This window comes from Bradyrhizobium uaiense (assembly GCF_010811875.1).
Taxonomy (GTDB): domain Bacteria; phylum Pseudomonadota; class Alphaproteobacteria; order Rhizobiales; family Xanthobacteraceae; genus Bradyrhizobium; species Bradyrhizobium uaiense.
Window position 1 is genome coordinate 1 of the sequence record NZ_VKHP01000207.1, and the last position, 17,181, is coordinate 17,181.

13 protein-coding genes and 1 pseudogene are annotated in these 17,181 nt (G+C 65.4%); 8 read left to right on the forward strand and 6 right to left on the reverse strand.

What is annotated here, in order from left to right; all coding sequences use genetic code 11:
• Positions 1 to 80: 80 nt before the first annotated feature.
• Both FNJ47_RS35175 and FNJ47_RS35180 read left to right on the forward strand, forming a co-directional pair.
• Positions 81 to 1,331, forward strand: coding sequence for an efflux RND transporter periplasmic adaptor subunit (locus tag FNJ47_RS35175; RefSeq protein ID WP_163160491.1), 1,251 nt, complete (start codon positions 81 to 83; stop codon positions 1,329 to 1,331).
• An 88-nt stretch (positions 1,332 to 1,419) separates the two neighbouring features.
• Positions 1,420 to 4,554 carry an efflux RND transporter permease subunit gene (locus tag FNJ47_RS35180; protein ID WP_163160492.1) on the forward strand — a complete coding sequence of 1,045 codons (3,135 nt, stop codon included), beginning with the start codon at positions 1,420 to 1,422 and terminating at the stop codon, positions 4,552 to 4,554.
• Here FNJ47_RS35180 and FNJ47_RS35185 read toward each other — a convergent pair.
• Positions 4,547 to 5,515, reverse strand: a complete 969-nt coding sequence (locus tag FNJ47_RS35185) for an amidohydrolase family protein (RefSeq protein ID WP_163160493.1) — start codon at positions 5,513 to 5,515, stop codon at positions 4,547 to 4,549. The genes FNJ47_RS35180 and FNJ47_RS35185 overlap by 8 nt on opposite strands.
• 138 nt (positions 5,516 to 5,653) lie before the next feature.
• Complete coding sequence (locus tag FNJ47_RS35190) at positions 5,654 to 7,072, reverse strand: TolC family outer membrane protein (RefSeq protein ID WP_236000272.1); 1,419 nt, start codon at positions 7,070 to 7,072, stop codon at positions 5,654 to 5,656.
• Between the two features lie 241 nt (positions 7,073 to 7,313).
• Between FNJ47_RS35190 and FNJ47_RS35195 the strand changes: the two genes are divergently transcribed.
• On the forward strand, positions 7,314 to 9,176 hold the full coding sequence (locus FNJ47_RS35195) for an acetyl-CoA hydrolase/transferase C-terminal domain-containing protein (RefSeq protein ID WP_163160494.1): 1,863 nt from the start codon (positions 7,314 to 7,316) through the stop codon (positions 9,174 to 9,176).
• On the opposite strand, the gene FNJ47_RS35200 is transcribed toward FNJ47_RS35195, so the two are convergent.
• On the reverse strand, positions 9,173 to 9,952 hold the full coding sequence (locus FNJ47_RS35200) for an enoyl-CoA hydratase (RefSeq protein WP_163160495.1): 780 nt from the start codon (positions 9,950 to 9,952) through the stop codon (positions 9,173 to 9,175). The two genes, FNJ47_RS35195 and FNJ47_RS35200, sit on opposite strands and share 4 nt — an antisense overlap.
• Before the next feature lie 126 nt (positions 9,953 to 10,078).
• Positions 10,079 to 10,897, reverse strand: coding sequence for a hypothetical protein (locus tag FNJ47_RS35205; RefSeq protein WP_236000273.1), 819 nt, complete (start codon positions 10,895 to 10,897; stop codon positions 10,079 to 10,081).
• A gap of 194 nt (positions 10,898 to 11,091) precedes the next feature.
• On the opposite strand from FNJ47_RS35205, the gene FNJ47_RS35210 reads away from it, so the two are divergent.
• Together FNJ47_RS35210 and FNJ47_RS35215 are read left to right on the forward strand one after the other, a co-directional pair.
• The gene (locus FNJ47_RS35210; protein ID WP_163160496.1) at positions 11,092 to 11,637 is read left to right on the forward strand and encodes a sigma-70 family RNA polymerase sigma factor; all 546 of its coding nucleotides are present in this window, start codon (positions 11,092 to 11,094) and stop codon (positions 11,635 to 11,637) included.
• 2 nt (positions 11,638 to 11,639) lie between these two features.
• A complete protein-coding gene (locus tag FNJ47_RS35215) occupies positions 11,640 to 12,278 on the forward strand; it encodes an NrsF family protein (protein WP_163160497.1) in 639 nt (212 codons plus the stop codon).
• Here FNJ47_RS35215 and FNJ47_RS35220 read toward each other — a convergent pair.
• Positions 12,275 to 13,381: a DUF2336 domain-containing protein gene (locus FNJ47_RS35220; RefSeq protein ID WP_163160498.1), complete on the reverse strand. Its 1,107-nt coding sequence runs from the start codon at positions 13,379 to 13,381 to the stop codon at positions 12,275 to 12,277. The two genes, FNJ47_RS35215 and FNJ47_RS35220, sit on opposite strands and share 4 nt — an antisense overlap.
• 60 nt (positions 13,382 to 13,441) lie before the next feature.
• Positions 13,442 to 14,590: a GGDEF domain-containing protein gene (locus tag FNJ47_RS35225; RefSeq protein ID WP_163160499.1), complete on the reverse strand. Its 1,149-nt coding sequence runs from the start codon at positions 14,588 to 14,590 to the stop codon at positions 13,442 to 13,444.
• A gap of 418 nt (positions 14,591 to 15,008) precedes the next feature.
• On the opposite strand from FNJ47_RS35225, the gene FNJ47_RS35230 reads away from it, so the two are divergent.
• The 3 genes and pseudogenes from FNJ47_RS35230 to FNJ47_RS50625 form a co-directional block, all read left to right on the forward strand.
• Entirely contained in the window at positions 15,009 to 15,578 is a 570-nt protein-coding gene (locus FNJ47_RS35230) for a sigma-70 family RNA polymerase sigma factor (RefSeq protein ID WP_163160500.1), read from the forward strand.
• Positions 15,578 to 16,315 carry a hypothetical protein gene (locus FNJ47_RS35235; protein ID WP_163160504.1) on the forward strand — a complete coding sequence of 246 codons (738 nt, stop codon included), beginning with the start codon at positions 15,578 to 15,580 and terminating at the stop codon, positions 16,313 to 16,315. Before FNJ47_RS35230 ends, FNJ47_RS35235 begins: the two co-directional genes overlap by 1 nt.
• A 37-nt stretch (positions 16,316 to 16,352) precedes the next feature.
• Positions 16,353 to 17,181: pseudogene (locus tag FNJ47_RS50625) on the forward strand (hypothetical protein); the annotation flags it as partial.

The window sequence follows — 17,181 nt, forward strand, 5'->3', positions numbered from 1 at the left end:
TTTGCGACACCAAATCGGCACTATTAGCGCACCGCTGCGGCCGTCCCCCCGGAAGCTGCAACGACCGAGCCCCGGACCGCATGCTTAGAGAGCTTAGCAAACGAATGCAGACCCTTAGCCGACCGCGGCTGGTGACGGTGGTGGTGGTGGCGGCGCTGGCCGGTGCCGCCGCATACGGCTACACGCGCCTTAGCGCGGCCAAGCCGACGCCGTCGTCCGATGTGTCCAGCCAGTCCCGCAAGGGGGGCTCCCGCTTCACCCCGACCGCGCCCGAATGGGCCAGCCTGACCTTCCAGACGGTGGCCGAGCACACCTTCCGCTCCGAACTGGTGACCGAGGGCAAGATCGGGATCGATGAAGATCGCTCGACGCCGGTTTACTCGCCCTATACCGGCCGCGTCATCCGCCTGCTGGTGCGGCCGGGCGAGAGCGTGACCAAGGGACAGCCGCTGTTCGTGATCGAAGCCGCCGACACGGTGCAGGCGCAAAACGATTATGTCGCTGCGATGACAGGCCTCAACAAGGCGCAGTCGGCGCTCGACCTCGCCTCGATCCAGGAGAAGCGCGCCAAGGACCTGTCCGATGGCAAGGCGATCCCGCTGAAGGATTATCAGCAGGCGCAGGCGACGTTGGTGCAGGCGCAGAACGATGCCCGCTCGGCGCAGACCTTGCTCGAAGCCGCGCAGAACAAGCTGCACATCCTCGGCTTCGGCGACGACGCGATCACGACGCTGCAGCAGAAGGGCCGCCTCAATCCGGAGACGACGGTGTTCGCGCCGATCGGCGGCACCGTGGTCCAGCGCAAGGCCGGTCCCGGCCAGTATGTCTCGACCGGCGCCAGCGACCCGGTCTACGTGATCGGCGATCTCTCGACGGTCTGGCTGATCGCCTTCGTCCGCGAATCCGACTCCGACAATGTCGCGGTCGGGCAGGACCTCAACTTCAGCGTGATGGCGCTGCCGGGCAAGGTGCTGAACGCCCGGATCAACTACGTGGCCGCGGCGATCGACCCGACCTCGCGCCGGCTATTGGTCCGCGCCACCATCGACAATGCCGACAACCGGCTGAAGCCGGAGATGTTCGCCAACGTGACGCTGTATTCGAAGGGCGAGCACCCGGCGGTCGGCGTGCCGAAGCAGGCATTGATCTACGAGGGTGATCAGGTCCGGCTCTGGGTCGCGAAGCCCGACGACAAGACGATCGAACTGCGCCAGATCAAGCCCGGCCTGATCAACGGCGATCTCGTCGAGGTCGCCGGCAATCTCAAGCCGGGCGAGCAGATCGTGACGAAGGGCAGCCTTTTCATCGACCGCGCCGCATCCGGGACCTGAGACGCATGATCCGGAAATGGAGAAACCGGCTTTCCGGATCGATCATGCTCAACAAGAAAAATCCTCACCGCTGAAAGTGCCGGTCTGAATGGATCGCCTCGTCGCCTTTGCCGTCAATCGCCGCTACTTGATGGTGGCCATGTTCGTCGCCGTCTTCATCGGCGGCCTGCTTGCGTTCAGGCAGCTCAACATCGAGGCCTATCCCGATCCGACCCCGCCGATGGTCGACATCGTAACGCAGAGCCCGGGCCTCTCGGCCGAGGAGATCGAGCGCTACATCACGATCCCGATCGAGACCCAGGTCGCCGGCATCAAGAACCTCAAGACCATCCGTACCATCTCGCTGTACGGCCTCTCCGACGTCAAGCTGCAGTTCTCCTTCGACTACACCTATGAGGAGGCGCTCCAGCAGGTGCTGAACCGCCTGTCGCAGCTCGCGCCGCTGCCCGGCAACGTGCAGCCCGGCATCTCCCCGACAAGTCCGATCGGCGAAATCTTCCGCTACCGGCTGAAGGGGCCACCGAACTACAGCGTGCTCGACCTCAAGACGTTGCAGGATTGGGTGCTGCAACGCCGCTTCCGCGCGGTGCCCGGCGTGATCGACGTCACCGGCTGGGGCGGCAAGACCAAGACCTATGAGATCCAGGTCGACTTCAACAAGCTGGTCGCCAATGGCCTGACGCTGCCGCAGGTGCTGCAGGCGGTGTCCAACGCCAACATCAATGTCGGCGGCAACACCGTGAACATCGGTTCGCAATCGGCCGTAGTGCGCGGCGTCGGCCTTATCCGCTCGATCGACGATCTCGCCAACACCATGATCTCGCAATCCGGCGGCAATCCGGTGCTGGTCAGGGACGTCGGCGCCGTCACCATCGGCGAGAAGCCGCGGCTCGGCATCGCCGGCATCGACAGTGACGACGACATCGTGCAGGGCATCGTGCTGATGCGGCGCGGCGAGCAGAGCTCGCCGACCATTACCCGCGTCGAGCAGCTGGTCAACCAGATCAACAATTCCTCGATCCTGCCGCCGGGCGTCAAGATCGAGCGCATCTACGACCGCAAGGACCTGATCGAGCTCACCACCCACACGGTGCTGCACAACATGGTGGTCGGCATCCTGCTGATCGTGCTGTTGCAGTGGATATTCCTCGGCGATCTCCGCAGCGCGCTGATCGTCGGCGCGACGATCCCGTTCGCGCTGTTCTTCGCCGTGATCATCCTGGTGCTGCGCGGCGAGTCCGCCAACCTCCTGTCGGTCGGCGCGATCGATTTCGGCCTGATCGTCGATGCCACCGTGATCATGGTGGAGGCGATCTTCCGCCGGCTGTCGCAGACCACGGCGCTGTCGGACGACGAGCGGAGCCACATCTCCGAGGATACGGTGATGGGGATGAAGAGCCACGCGATCCTGTCGGCGGCCGCCGACGTGTCGCGCTCGATCTTCTTCGCCGCGACCATCATCGTCGCCGCGTTCCTGCCGCTGTTCACGCTGGGTGGCGTCGAGGGCAACATCTTCGGGCCGATGGCGCGGACCTATGCCTATGCGTTGGCGGGCGGATTGCTGGCGACGTTCACGATCACGCCGGCGCTGAGCGCGATCATCCTGCCGGCGCATATTCACGAGACCGAGACCTGGATCGTCAAGAAGCTCGACGCAATCTATCTGCCGGCGCTGAACTGGGCGATCGGCAACCGCAAGGTCGTGATGGCCGGCGCCGCCGGCCTCGTGGTCATGACCATCATCTTCGTGCGGTTTCTCGGTCTCGAATTCCTGCCCAAGCTGGAAGAGGGCAATCTGTGGATCCGCGCCACGCTGCCGCCGACGATCTCGCTGCAGGAGGGCAACGCCTATGTCAACGAGATGCGGAGGCTGATCCGCAGCCGTCCCGAGGTGGTGTCGGTGGTGTCGCAGCACGGCCGCCCCGACGACGGCACGGACGCTGCCGGATTCTTCAATGCCGAATTCTTCGCGCCGCTGAAGCCGGCCGGCGAATGGCCCGATACCCACGACAAGGATGTGCTGACCGCGCAATTGCTGGCGCAGTTGCAGGACAAATTCCCCGGCGTCGAATTCAACTTCTCGCAATATCTCCAGGACAACGTCTCGGAAGCTGTGTCGGGCGTGAAGGGCGAGAACTCGATCAAGCTCTATGGCAACGATTTGCAGGCGCTGACTGACACCGCCAACAAGATCAAATCGGTGCTGGCCACCGTGCAGGGCGTCACCGACCTTGCGGTGTTCACCTCGCTCGGCCAGCCGACGATCCAGATCGACGTCGATCGCGTACGTGCTGCGCGCTACGGCCTGTCGCCGGGCGACATCAACGCGACGATCAAGGTTGCGGTCGGCGGCGACACCGCGGGCGATCTCTATGAACCCGGCAGCGACCGGCACTTCCCGATCATCGTCCGCCTTGCGCCGGAGTATCGCAAGAGCGCGGAGGCGATCCAGAACCTGCGGATCGGAGCAACCAATCCCAATGGCGGGGTCACGCAGATCCCGCTCTCCGAAGTGGCCTCGATCAAGCTGATTTCGGGCGCAGCCTACATCTACCGCGAGCAGCAGGAGCGCTATCTGCCGATCAAGTTCTCGGTACGTGACCGCGATCTCGGCAGCGCGATCCTGGAGGCGCAGCAGAAGGTCAACGAGCAGGTCCAGTTGCCGCCCGGCTCGCGTCTCGAATGGGTCGGCGAATTCGGCAATCTGCAGGACGCGATCAAGCGGCTGTCGATCGTGGTGCCGATCAGCCTCGTGCTGATCGCGGTGCTGCTGTTCTTAAATTTCGGCTCGATGGTCGACACCATGCTCGCGATGAGCGTGATCCCGATGGCGATCTTCGGCGGCGTGCTCGGGCTTCTGATCTCCGGGATTCCGTTCAGCGTGTCGGCGGCCATCGGATTCATCGCGCTGTTCGGCATTGCCGTGATGGACGGCATCATCATCCTGTCGCAGTTCAACCAGCTGATCGACGAAGGCTACGACCGGATGCGTGCGGTGATCCGCACCGGCGAATTGCAGCTTCGTCCGGTGCTGATGACCTGCGTCGTCGCCGGCATCGGCCTGTTGCCGGCGGCGGTGTCGGAGGGCATCGGTTCGCAGGTGCAGAAGCCGCTCGCCATCGTCGTCGTCACCGGCATGATGCTGGCGCCGCTGGTGATCCTGATCACGCTGCCGGTGCTGATCTCCTATTTCTCGCGCCGGCCGAAGGACAGCGTTAGGTAAAGCCGTACAGCCGCGCCGGATTGTCGACCAGGATGGTCTTGCGAATTGCGGCGTCCGGCGCCCAGACCGGGAGCTGGTTGAGGAGGCGGCCGTCGTCGATCTGATACAGCGGCGTCGCGTCGGTGACCTTCTTGCCTTGGGGCGTCACCGAATCCGGGTGCGGCCAGTCGGTGCCCCAGACGATGCGCTCGGCATTGGCCGCGATCAGCGCCTGCGCCAGCGGCGTTGCGTCGGCATAGTCGGGCGCGAGCCTGGAGGCGCGGTAGGCGCCGGAAATCTTGACGTAGGCCTTGCCGGATTTGACCAGCGCAAGCAGGTCGTCGAACCCCGGCTGACCTGTGCCGAGCGCGGCCTTAGCGCCGCCGAAATGGTCGAACACGACAGGCACCGGCGCGGTGGCGACCAGGTCCTTGATCGCGGAGATCATGGCGAGGCTGGTGAACAGCTGCACATGCCAGCCGCGCGCCTTCATCCGTTCGATCGCGGCCGAGAAGCGCTGCCGTCCGACATTGGGATCGTTGACGCCGCCCGTCGCAAGGTTGAGGCGGATGCCGCGGAAGCCGGCCTTCTGCATGGCATCGAGATCGCTCTCGCTGGTCTTGTCGTCGATCACGGCGACGCCGCGCGCCGTCGCCCCGCGGGCCGTCATGCCGAACAGGGTCGACGAATTGTCGGGGCCGTAGACGCTCGGCGTCACGATCACCACGCGCTCGACATGCAACGCCTTGTGCAGCGCGCTCATCTCCTCCGGCGAGGCCTGCTCCGGCGTGTAGACGCGGCCGGCAAAGAACGGGAACTTGGCAGGGTCGCCATGGATGTGGGTGTGGCAGTCGCAGGCACCGGCAGGCACGTCGAAATTCACCGGGGTCGATGGTTGCGCTGCCTTGGAAAATGCGTTGCTGCTGGTCATGGTCGCTCCGGCTGCGATGGAAGCCAGCATCATATCGGGTCGCGTCGGCATTGGACGTCTCCCTGCGTGCTCGGCTGCTATGCGCGCACTCCGCGCGCCGGCATTATCGCTCGCCGGCGGGCCCGGAGGTTATCGGCGGCGAGAGCGGGCGGGAAGAGGCCGGTCGCCGTGCGAACGGTTCCACAAGACCTATTGTCCCGATGGCGTGCGCAGGCCGTGCCAGGCGTCGCGGACCTGATGGTAGTGCACCTCGGGCAGGTAGTCCGGCGTCTTGAGATTGAGCGTCTTGACGTCGAGGCGCCCGACCGCACTGAGCAGCGTGTAGGAGGCGACCACGCGGTCGCGCTGCGCCCCGATCAGCCGAGCCCGTGCCGTGATCAAATCCTGCTGGGCGTTGAGCACGTCGACCGTGGTGCGCTGGCCGCCCGCGGCCTCCTTCTGGACGCCGGCCAGCGCAACCTCCGCGGCCTTCACCTCCGACTCGGAGGCCGACACCGCGATCTTGGCGCCCTCATTGGCGACCCAGGCGCTGACCACGGCGGTCTTGGCCTGATTGCGGACCCGGTCCAGCACGAGCCGGCTCTGCGCCGCGACTTCCTTGGCCTGCCTGGTTTGCGAGGCCGCGGTGCCGCCGTCATAGATCGGTTGCGTGATCTGGCCGATCACCGAGGCCTGGTCGGTTCCGAACGTGCTGAGCGAGGTGTCGGAGTCGCGGTTCTTGCTGACGCTGCCTTGCACCGTGACGTTCGGCATCAGGCTGCTCTCGGCAACATGGATCGAGGTCGAGGCGACGTCGACGTCGAAGCCTGCCGCGGTCACGGCCGGGTGCTCGCGCAGCGCAAGCGCGATCGCATCATCGCGGCTGCGCGGCAGCAGCCGGTCGATGGTGTCGGCCGGCCGCAATTGGGAGGGTGCGTTGCCGACCACCTGTGCATAGGTGGCCTGGCTGATCGCGAAGTTGACCTCGGCGGCATTGAGGTCGGCGAGGCCGCGGTTGAGCCGGGCCTCGGCCTGGGCGGTGTCGGTCGGCGTGACGTCGCCGGCATTGAGGCGGCGCTGGGTGATCGCCTGGGTCTCCTTCAGGAAGGCGACGTTGGAGCGCTGCGCCTCGACCAGGGTCTGGTTGGCCAGCACGTTGGTATAGGCGGTGACGGCGTCGAGCAGCACGCCCTGGCCGACATTGCGCAGCGCCTCGCGGCCGGACTGCACCTGCAACTCGGCGACGCGGACGCTGTTGGCGGTCTTGAAGCCGTTGAACAGGGTCTGGGTCACCGTGACCCCGATCTGCCACGGCTTCAGCGTTGCGGTCTGGATGACGTTGCCGGGCAGCTGGTCGCGCACCGCCTGAAGGCCGACCGAGAGGCCGGCGCTGATCTGGGGGCGGTAGCCGGCCAGCGCCTGCGGCACGTTCTCGTCGGTCGCTCGCTGGCGCGCCCGTTCGGCGTTGAGCTGCGGATTGGTCTGATAGGCCTTGACGAGGGCTTCCGGCAGGCTCTCGGCGCGGGCGGCGGTGTCGGCCAGCAGCGCGCATGCCAATGCGCCAAGGCCGATGCCCGACAAAAGCACGCGCCTCGCTACATCGCCAATATCAGCGGTACGCTCAACCATGTGATCCCGCAGCCAAACCCCCGGCAGTCCGCACCCGCAGACGCCGTCGACACGTCTACCTGTTTACGGGCCACGACGGCCACAGGCAAACCGCCGCACGACATCTGCACATCATTTCGGTTCTTGTCTGTTGCCGGTACGTCACAGGCGAACGCAACTGTCATATGAAGTATAAGTTCGAACCGCCGGCCGCCGATTCAGTGAGACCGGTTATCCACTGTCTCCTCCGGGTCCATTGCTGATGCCCATATTCTTCTCCGACCCCGAGGCGATCGCGGAGCACATCGTTCGTGACGTTGGAACCGAACTGGTGGTCGGGCTGCCGCTTGGCCTGGGCAAGGCCAACCACATCGTCAACGCGCTCTATGCACGGGCGGTCGCCGACCGCTTCATCAATCTGACGCTGTTCTCGGCGCTGACGCTGGAAAAGCCGCGGCCGAAGAACCTGATCGAGCAGCGCTTCATCGGCCCGGTGATTGATCGCCTGTTCGGCCGCTATCCGGATCTGGCCTATGCGGATGCGCTGCATCACGGGGCGCTTCCGCCCAACGTCAAGGTGATCGAATTCTTCTTCCTCGCGGGGCAGTGGCTATATCAGCCATTCGCTCAGCAGAACTACATATCCGCCAACTACACCCATGCGGCCTCATATCTGTTGTCGCGCGGATTGAATGTGGTCCCTCAGCTGGTCGCCAAGCGTGTGGTCGACGGCGTGCCGCGCTACAGCCTGAGCTGCAACACCGACACGACGCTCGACGTGCTGCGCGCCCGTGCGCAGGGGCGGGCGTCGTTCAAGCTGATCGGCCAGGTCAATTCCGAGCTGCCGTTCATGCCCGGCGCCGGCGATCTGCCGGCGGATGAATTCGCCGCGGTGCTCGACAGTCCCGACACCGACTTCCCGCTGTTCGCACCGCCCTCCGAGCCGATCAGCGACACCAAATATGCGATCGGATTGCATGCCGCGGGTCTGGTCCGCGACGGCGGCACGTTGCAGATCGGGATCGGGCAGGTCGGCGATGCGCTGGCACAAGGGCTGGTGGTCCGGCATCGCGACAATGTGCAATTCCACGGCATCATGAAGCGCCTTGCGCCCGGGACCGAACAACTCGCAGCGGCCGAGACCGGGCCGTTCGAGAAGGGGCTCTACGGCGTCAGCGAGATGCTGTTCGAGGCGTTCCTTGGGCTGATCGACGCCGGCATCCTGAAGCGCGAGGTCGACGGCGTGATCCTGCACGGCGCCTTCTTCCTGGGGCCACAATCCTTCTACCGCGCGCTGCGCGAGATGGCGCCCGAGCAGCTGGCGCGAATCCAGATGATGCCGGTGTCCTTCACCAACGAGATCTTCGGCGATGAGGACGGCAAGCGCCGGGCCCGCGTCGATGCGCGCTTCGTCAACAACGCGATGATGGCGACGCTGCTGGGGGTTGCGATCTCCGACGGGCTCGAGAACGGCCAGGTCGTGAGCGGCGTTGGCGGCCAGTACAATTTCGTGGCACAGGCCTTCGCGCTCGAGGGCGCGCGTTCGGTGCTGGCGCTGGAGGCGACCCACCAGTCCGGCAAGCAGCCGCAATCGAACATCCGCTGGTCCTACGGCCACGAGACCATTCCGCGGCACCTGCGCGATGTCTTCGTCACCGAATATGGAGTGGCCGATGTCAGAGGGAAATCCGACGCGGACGTCGTCGCCGCGATGTTGCAGGTGTCGGACTCCCGCTTTCAAGGCGAGCTGATGCGGCAGGCCAAGGATGCCGGCAAACTGCCGCGCGGCCATGAGATTCCCGCGGCTCATCGCGAAAACTTTCCGGAACGCATCAGCGATGCACTGAAGCCCGCGCGCGCCGCCGGGCTGCTGCCGTCATTTCCGTTCGGCAGCGACTTCACCGATGTCGAGCAGCGGCTGATTCCGGCCCTCCAGATATTGCAGCAAGCGCAGCGTACGCCGCTGCAACTCGCCGGCCTGCTGTGGCAGGGGATGCGGCATCCGCCTGATGCCGCCGACCGCGAATGCCTGGCGCGGCTCGGCCTCGACAAGCCGACGCATGTCGCCGAGCGCGCCTATCGCGCGCTCGTCACCGCGGCATTGCAACGGAGCCGAACGGGTTAGCGGTTCTTGTTGACCGGCTTGCGCTTCTCGATGAAGGCCGCCATGCCCTCGGAGCGATCCTCGAGCGCGAAGGTCGAGTGGAACAGGTTGCGCTCGACATTCATGCCTTCCGAAAGCGGCGTCTCGAACGCGCGGTTGACGGCTTCCTTGGCCATCGCGGCGGCCGGACGCGACATTGAGGCGATCTTCTCGGCCGCGGCGAGCGCCTCTTCCATCAGCTTGTCGGCCGGAACGATCCGCGACACGAGGCCCGCGCGCTCGGCCTCCGCCACATCCATCATCCGTCCGGTGAGGCAAAGGTCCATGGCCTTCGACTTGCCGATCGCGCGGGTCAGGCGCTGCGTGCCGCCGATGCCCGGGATGGTGCCGAGGGTGATTTCCGGCTGGCCGAACTTGGCGGTATCGGCGGCGATGATGATGTCGCACATCATCGCAAGCTCGCAGCCGCCGCCGAGCGCGTAGCCCGCAACGGCCGCAATGGTCGGCTTGCGGCAACGAGCGACCCGGTCGCCGCCGATGGCGGTGAAATCGCTGTTGAACATGTCGATGAAGCCCTTCGGCTGCATCTCCTTGATGTCGGCGCCAGCGGCAAAGGCCTTCTCGCTGCCGGTGATCAGGATACAGCCGATCTTGTCGTCGGCCTCGAGATCGTCGACCGCCGCGGCGATCTCGCGGAATACGCCGAACGACAGTGCATTCAGCATTTTCGGCCGGTTCAGCGTGATGACGCCGACCGGTCCCTTGCTTTCGACGATGATGAATTCGAACGTAGCCATGACGCAAACCCCGTGCCTGATTTGCCGGGCAATGTGCCCGCTGACGGGATGCGCTTCAAGTGGCTGAAGCGAGGCTTTGGGCCGCGGTGCGGCGCACTCCGCGCCGCACGCCGTGAGCGCTCCCGGCTAGGCCATGAACATGCGCGCGGCGGAAGCCACCGTGAGCAAGGCGCCGAAGCCGATGAAGATCTTCCCGATCAGCGAGGTCTGGTCCAGGCTCGCGCTGTCGCTGCTCGCCAAAACCGGGGCCGGCTTGGGTGCAGCTACGGCGACGGCCGGCGGCTGCGCCGGGGGCGTCTCCTGCTGGGCGGTTTGCGGTTGAACCGGTTGCGGCGGTTCCGCCGGCTGCTCCTGCTGCAAGGCCCGGTCGACGTCGTTGAGTTGGTCGGACGCGACCACGCTGCCGCCGGACTGCTGGTCAGCGGGCTTGTCGGCCGCGGCGATCAGCGCATTGGCCTTGACCGGCGTCGCCGTCGCATTGTCGTCGCCGGAGGTCAGTTCTGCATTGGCATTGGCGACCGTGGCGGGCATGCCCGCCGCCGTCACGCTGCCTGCATCGCTACCGGCGGCCTTCTTGCTCTCGGATTTTTCGGCGGTCTTGTCCGCCGTCTTGGACGAATGTTGGCGCGCATGGCGCCGGCCATGCCGCGAACTCTGCTGCGCGGACTTGTCGGCCGTTGCGTTGTCGGATTTCGCCGCTGATGAGTCCGTACCGGCCGCATGTGCCGACAATGGAGCTGTGAGACCCACAAGAAGCCCGGTCAGCCCTGTCGCAACCATCAAGGCCAAGCGCCCGCTGGCTTTGATCTTCATTCTGATGATCTCCCCATTTCGCCCGTCCCAAACGCGAAATGAGACCCCCGTGCGTGTCCACACCGGGGCAAAAAAAGGGAATCTTCGGGCATCAGGGGGCGAAAGCTGGGCAATTTCGTCCCAGTCGGTCATCGACGGCAGCAGCCCCGATGCTTGTCGGACCGATCGGTGTTATGAGCCGTGGCGTCTGGAAACCCGCTGGAGCGATTCCTTGTGGCTGATGCTGGGCGCGGTCTTGCCGGAGGATGGTTATCACGAATTCGTGATGTCTTGGCTTGCCGCGTAACGAACTGAAAGATCGGCCGAATTGCAATTCAGGAGCCTGCGTGCGCGAACGTGAGGATGAATGGACCGACCTGATGCGGTCGGCCATTTCAGGCGATGACGCGGCGTACCATCGCCTGCTCAAGGCCGTCACGCCGGTACTCCGTGCTGCGGCGCGACGCGGCTTGGCGCGCGCGGGACAGCCGGTCGATCAGTCCGAGGACATCGTGCAGGACATCTTGTTGGCAGTGCATTTGAAACGACAGACCTGGGACGCGAACGCCCCGTTCGCGCCGTGGCTGTTCGCGATCGCGCGCAACAAGCTGATCGACGCGCTGCGCCGTCGCGGCAAGCGCATCTTCGTCAACATCGACGACTTCGCCGAGACATTGCCCGGCGAAACGCCGGAGCCGACGGCGTCTCCCGGCGAGGTCACCGCCCAGTTGCAGGCGTTGCCGGCGCGGCAGCGCGACGTGCTGCAATCGATTGCGGTCGACAGCGCCTCGATCAAGGATACCGCGGCGAAATTCTCGATGACCGAGGGCGCGGTGCGGGTCGCCCTGCATCGCGGGCTTGCGAGCCTCACCGCGAAATTACGGGACCGATGAGCATGGATACCGATCAACTCATTCGAACCCTTGCCGCCGACAACGCCTATCGTGCGCGTCCGATCGGTCTTGCGCTGATGCTGGCACTGCTGGCCGCGGCGCCGATCTCGCTGCTGATCTTCTTCGCCGAGCTCGGTGTGCGGCCCGACGTGATGACCGCGATGCACAATCCGTTCTTCGACCTGAAGTTCGCGGTGACGCTGGCGCTCGCCGCCTCGGCGATCGCGGTCAGCCTGCATCTGTCGCGGCCGGAGGCCTCGCTGCGCGGCTTCGGCTGGTGGCTGCTGATTCCCGCCGGCATCCTCGTTGCCGCGATCAGCGGCGAGATGATGATGCCGCAGCGGACGCCGATGATGACGCGCCTGATCGGCAAGAACTCGATGGCGTGCATGTCCGCAATCCCAGCGATGTCGCTGCCGTTGCTGATTGGTGCGCTCTACGGGCTGCGGCAGGGCGCGCCGGCGCGGCCGGCGGTTGCGGGAGCGGTGGCCGGCCTGCTGTCGGCAGGGCTCGCGGCAACCGTCTACGCGTCGCATTGCACCGATGACTCGCCGCTGTTCGTCGCCACCTGGTACACGCTGGCGACCGCGATCGTCGCGAGCGTCGGCGCCCTGATGGGGAAGCGGGCGCTACGTTATTAGGCCGCCGGCGCCGACTGCTGCATGCGATGGAAGCGCAGCACCTGCTGCGCGGTCGAAGGCCGCAGCCGCTCATAGGTGTCCTTGCAGGCCTGCAAATCGGTCGGCTCGCCGCCCGAGATGTCGTTGCGCAGGTTGATGATCGATCGCACCGTCAACCACGACAGGCCTGAAACCTTGGCCAGGATCATCACGCCCTCGGCGCGGGTTTCGATCATCATGTTCTCGGCAACGCTGACCGAGACGTTGGCGAGCGCGGCAAGCGAGGCATTGGTTTCGTCGAACTTGCCGGCCTCGGCGAAAGCTGCGAGCTGGAATTCGTCGAGCCGGCCGTCCTGGTAGAGCGATTTGACCAGCGCATGCGCAATCGTGGTATCCGACGTCACGGCGGCGGGCGCCGAGCGCGCGCGTCGCGTGGCTTCCTTCACCGCAATCGGAATCTCCTTGGCCTGCTGCGGATTGGCGGCCTCGAGCCGCTGCCTGACCGTGTCCGAGGCCTTGGCGACGAGCTTGAGATAGAGATGCCGCGGGATGTTCGGGCGCAGGCCGACGCAGGTCGACAGATTGTCGTCGCCCTCGGCGCGGCTGACCAGGCGAGTGAAGCCGCGCTCGGTGAATTCCGCGCCGGGATTGTTGACCGCGCTCTGGATCACCTCGTCATTGCCCCGCAGCACCAGCACGTCGGTGACGGCGCCGCTCAGCGTCTTCCGGTTGGAGATCGCGAGCAGGTGCGCCTGGCTCTTGCTGCGCGCCGTCTCGATCAGGGTGTCGTCGTCGAGCCGCGGCGACAGCGTCAGCACGGGGCCTGCGACCTCGATCAGGTCGTCGAATGCCAGGGTACGGATGGTCTGCGGCGGCGCGGTGTCGATCGGGGCGAGGCGGTTGGCAAGCAGGGCCTTGGCCGAGCTTTCGATGTGCTCGAGCAGGCACTGGAACACGTCGTCGAACAGCACGATCTGCTGGTCCGAATAATTCACCGAGCCGTTGATGAACAGGTCGGTCACGCGCCGCAGCGTCTCGACACGGCGTGCGACGGTGCCGTGGGCGAGGGTCGTCTGCAACTCGTCGAGCAGACTTTCGGGGGCGGTCGCGGGCTTCGAACTCATGACTCTGTCCTGGAGCGATGGCGACGGATTCTCCGCCGCCGAATAGGGAAATGAAAAGGTTCAGGCGCTGGCGATGCGGTTGCGTCCCCCGGCCTTGGCTGCGTAAAGCGCCCTATCGGCGCGGGCGAGTAATGTGTCGGAGTTTTCGTGCGGCTTCAGCGCCGTGACGCCCGCGGAGATCGTCACCCGCATACCCGGCGAGAACGCGCTCCAGTCGAGATCGGCGATGATGGCGCGCAGCCGCTCGAGCGCGCGCATGGCCTGATCCTGCGACAGATTAGGCAGCACCAGCAGGAATTCCTCGCCGCCGTATCGGCCGAAGCGGTCGATGCTGCGGAGATTGGCGAACATGCCGATGGCGAACGTGCGCAGCGCCTCGTCGCCGGTCGGATGGCCGTAGACGTCGTTGATGCGCTTGAAATGGTCGAGGTCGATCAGCGCGACTGCGCAGGAGCTGCCGTTGCGGGCGCAGCGCGCGATCTCGTCCTCGAGCGTGCGCATGATGCTGCGGCGGTTGGAGGTGCCGGTGAGTTCGTCGAGCTCGGCGAGCTCCTCGATGCGCCGATAAGCTTCCTTCAGCTTCACGCCGCTCTGATACAGCGATTGCTGCATCGAGCTCGAGAAGATGCCGAGATACATGCAGCGCCCGATCGTCAGCGCGAACACCAGCATGGTGGCGAGGCGGTCGATCTTCGTGCTGGTCGGCATCCCGATCGCCTTGTCGGTTCCGAGGAACAGCGCGGCCAGGCCCAGCACCATGATGGTCCAGACGATTGCGGTCTGGCGCGCCGAGGTACGCAACGCACCGAAGCCGAACACCACGAACAGGTTGCAGAGGAACAGCACGCCGACTTCCGGCGCGATGTAGGTGAACACCAGCAGGTTCACCATGTTGACGGCCGATTGCGGCGCGACCAGATAATGGTCGCGGAAGCGCTCGTGAAAGCCGCGCTCCGAGAGCAGCACATAGACGGCGACCAAGGAGAGGCCGGTCAGGGCATAGCCCGCCGCCACCGAGACGGAGGTGGTGCCGGCATGCGCGTAGATCAGCAGCACGACGGCATCGAGCACGAAGCAGGCGCCGATCATCGATTGGATCTGGCGGCGCTGCCGGGCCCGGCGCGCCAGTCGCTCGGCCGTCAGCCTGGGACGGCCGCTTTCCGATGCGCCCGCGATCGGGCTGGGAAATGACGAAGCAGCGCTGCCCATGGTCTCGCCATTGGTGAAATCCGGCGAAAATCTAAGTGGGAAAGCCTTTAGGTTTGGTATCTTTCGGAACCGAATCTGCTCCGGTGTAATCCGGTCATCACCCTTGTTTCGTAAAGGGAATCCGTCCGCCGAAGCTGGTCGGGAGCGATCGTGCCGGGGGCCTGCGCCGGCATCGACTTCGCGACGGTGCTGGCTTGCCGGCAAAGCCTTGGTATGGTCGCGCCGGATGGTGCCTGTCCGCGAGAGTATTCACTATTATGATACCGTTTTCCGAGTCGCCGACGATTTTTCCTCATGGAGATCGTCGACTGTGTCATAGATCACACATGCGGTCTGGACATTGCCGTAATGTGAAGAATCTTGGCTCTCGCGTCGAACCACGCACCACCCCCCTCAGACCAACTTTGCGAGACGGCCATTGAGCGCGACACAGGCGGCTTCAGACGACGTTCTGATCGCTCGGATCGCTCAAGGCGACCGGCTCGCCATGCAGGTGCTGTACGGACGGCATCATGTCAGGGTGTACCGCTTTGGGCTTCGGCTCGTGCGGGACGAACAGGTGGCGGAGGATCTCATCAGCGAGGTCTTTCTGGACGTGTGGCGTCAGGCGGGCAAGTTTGAGGGACGATCCGCCGTTTCAACCTGGCTTCTGGCGATTACCCGGTTCAAGGCGTTGTCTTCGCTGCGGCGAAGGAAAGACGCCGAACTGGACGATGAGGCCGCGAACGCGATCGAGGACACGTCCGACGATCCGGAAACGGTGGTGCAGAAGAAGGACACCGGTGACACGCTGCGCAAGTGCCTGACGGGACTATCGGCGGAACATCGGGAGATTGTCGATCTTGTCTACTATCACGAGAAATCCGTGGAAGACGTCGCTGAGATCGTCGGGATTCCGGAGAACACCGTGAAGACGCGCCTGTTCTATGCGCGCAAGAAACTTGCCGAGTTGCTGAAGGCAGCCGGTGTCGAGCGAGGTTGGCCATGATGGCTGCGAGCAACAAGAAGGTGCAGGGTCAAGAACCTGACGATATCGAGATGCTGCTGCCCTGGCATGCGGCCGGCACGCTGAACGCGCGTGACGTGCGCCGTGTCGAGGACGCGCTCGCGAGCGATCCGGAGCTGGCCCGGCAGTATGCCGTCATCCGCGAGGAATATGCCGAGACCATAGGCCTCAACGAGAGCCTCGGTGCGCCGTCGGCGCGCGCCATGCAGAAGCTGTTTGCCGCGATCGATGCCGAGCCGGAGCGCAAGCCGTCGGCGGGTGCGCGGATGTCGGGCGGGATCTCGGAGTTCTTTTCGAAATTGTCGCCGCGGACGCTGGCCTGGTCGTCCAGCCTCGGTGCGCTCGTGGTGCTGTTGCAGGCCGGCGTGATCGGCGCGGTACTGATGCGCAGCCAGCCGGCATCGTTCCAGACCGCTTCGCTCGATGTCGCCGAACAACGCAGCGCGCCAAGCGCAGCTGTCGCACCCAGCGCGCCGATCACCCGTGACCTCGGCGCCAGCGTCGCGGCAGCGCCGACGCGGCTGTTGGTGCGCTTCACGCCGGATGCCAGGATCGCCGACATCACGTCGCTGCTGGACAATTACCAGGGCGCGATCGTCGACGGTAAGGGCGGAATGTTCCGGTTGCAGTTCCGCGCGATGGACAAGGATAGTGTCGCGACGCTGATTGCCCGTTTGCAGAAAGAGAAGATCGTCAGCCTGGCGGTCGAAACGCCTTAAGCGGCGGCTGACGGTTCTGCGCCGAATTGAGGTCACGATGACCGCTGACGGCCGGACCAGATCGACGAACGGAGCGGCCGTCGCGGCCGCGGTCTTGTTGCTGGTCAGTGTTGCCGGCTCCGCCCACGCCCAGAATTTCATGCGAACGCCGATCGGCGGCGGGCCACAGCTCTCGTTCGGGCCGCGGGCCAATCCCGGTATGGACAGGGTTGGTGGAAATGCCGCCGGCGGGTTCGGTGGCGCCGTTGGACGCATGCCGGTGTCGGCAGACCACGGTCCGGCGACATCGTGGACCGACGATGGGCCGCGATCGAGACTGCCGCCATCAGGTGCACGCGATGCGCCTCGCGTCTCGGCCGACTGCGACGACGGCTATCGCGGCCAGTGCTCCGAGCGGCCGGTCGCGGTCAACGGCGGCGGCAAGGGCGCCGCGAAGAAGGGCAGGGCCGGCAGTGGCGGCAGCACTCGTGCGCAGGATGCGCCGGGCGCGCGAACCGTCCCGAACGAGTTCGTCGCCGAGATCGATGGCGCGTTGACGGAGGCCCAGACCGACGCGCTCGCGCGCCGCCATGGCCTGACCCGGATCGCCTCGCAGAACATCCCGCTGCCGGCTTCTGGTCCTGCAGCGCGTAACGGTAGTTCGGCTGCACGGAGCGGACGCTGCCGTCGCTTGCAAACTCGCGGCTCACCGCGTCGGTGGAACGATTGCCGGCGATGCGGAGCAGGCCGATCGTCGTACCCAGCAGCGGGATGTTCTGCGAGGCTGATGTCTGTGGGGTCGCGCGCCAGCGGCCAGCGGCCTCCAAGGCACTTTACCTGGCGGACCAGGCATTACTCGCGCAGGCCCGCGCTTACTCGGCGGACGA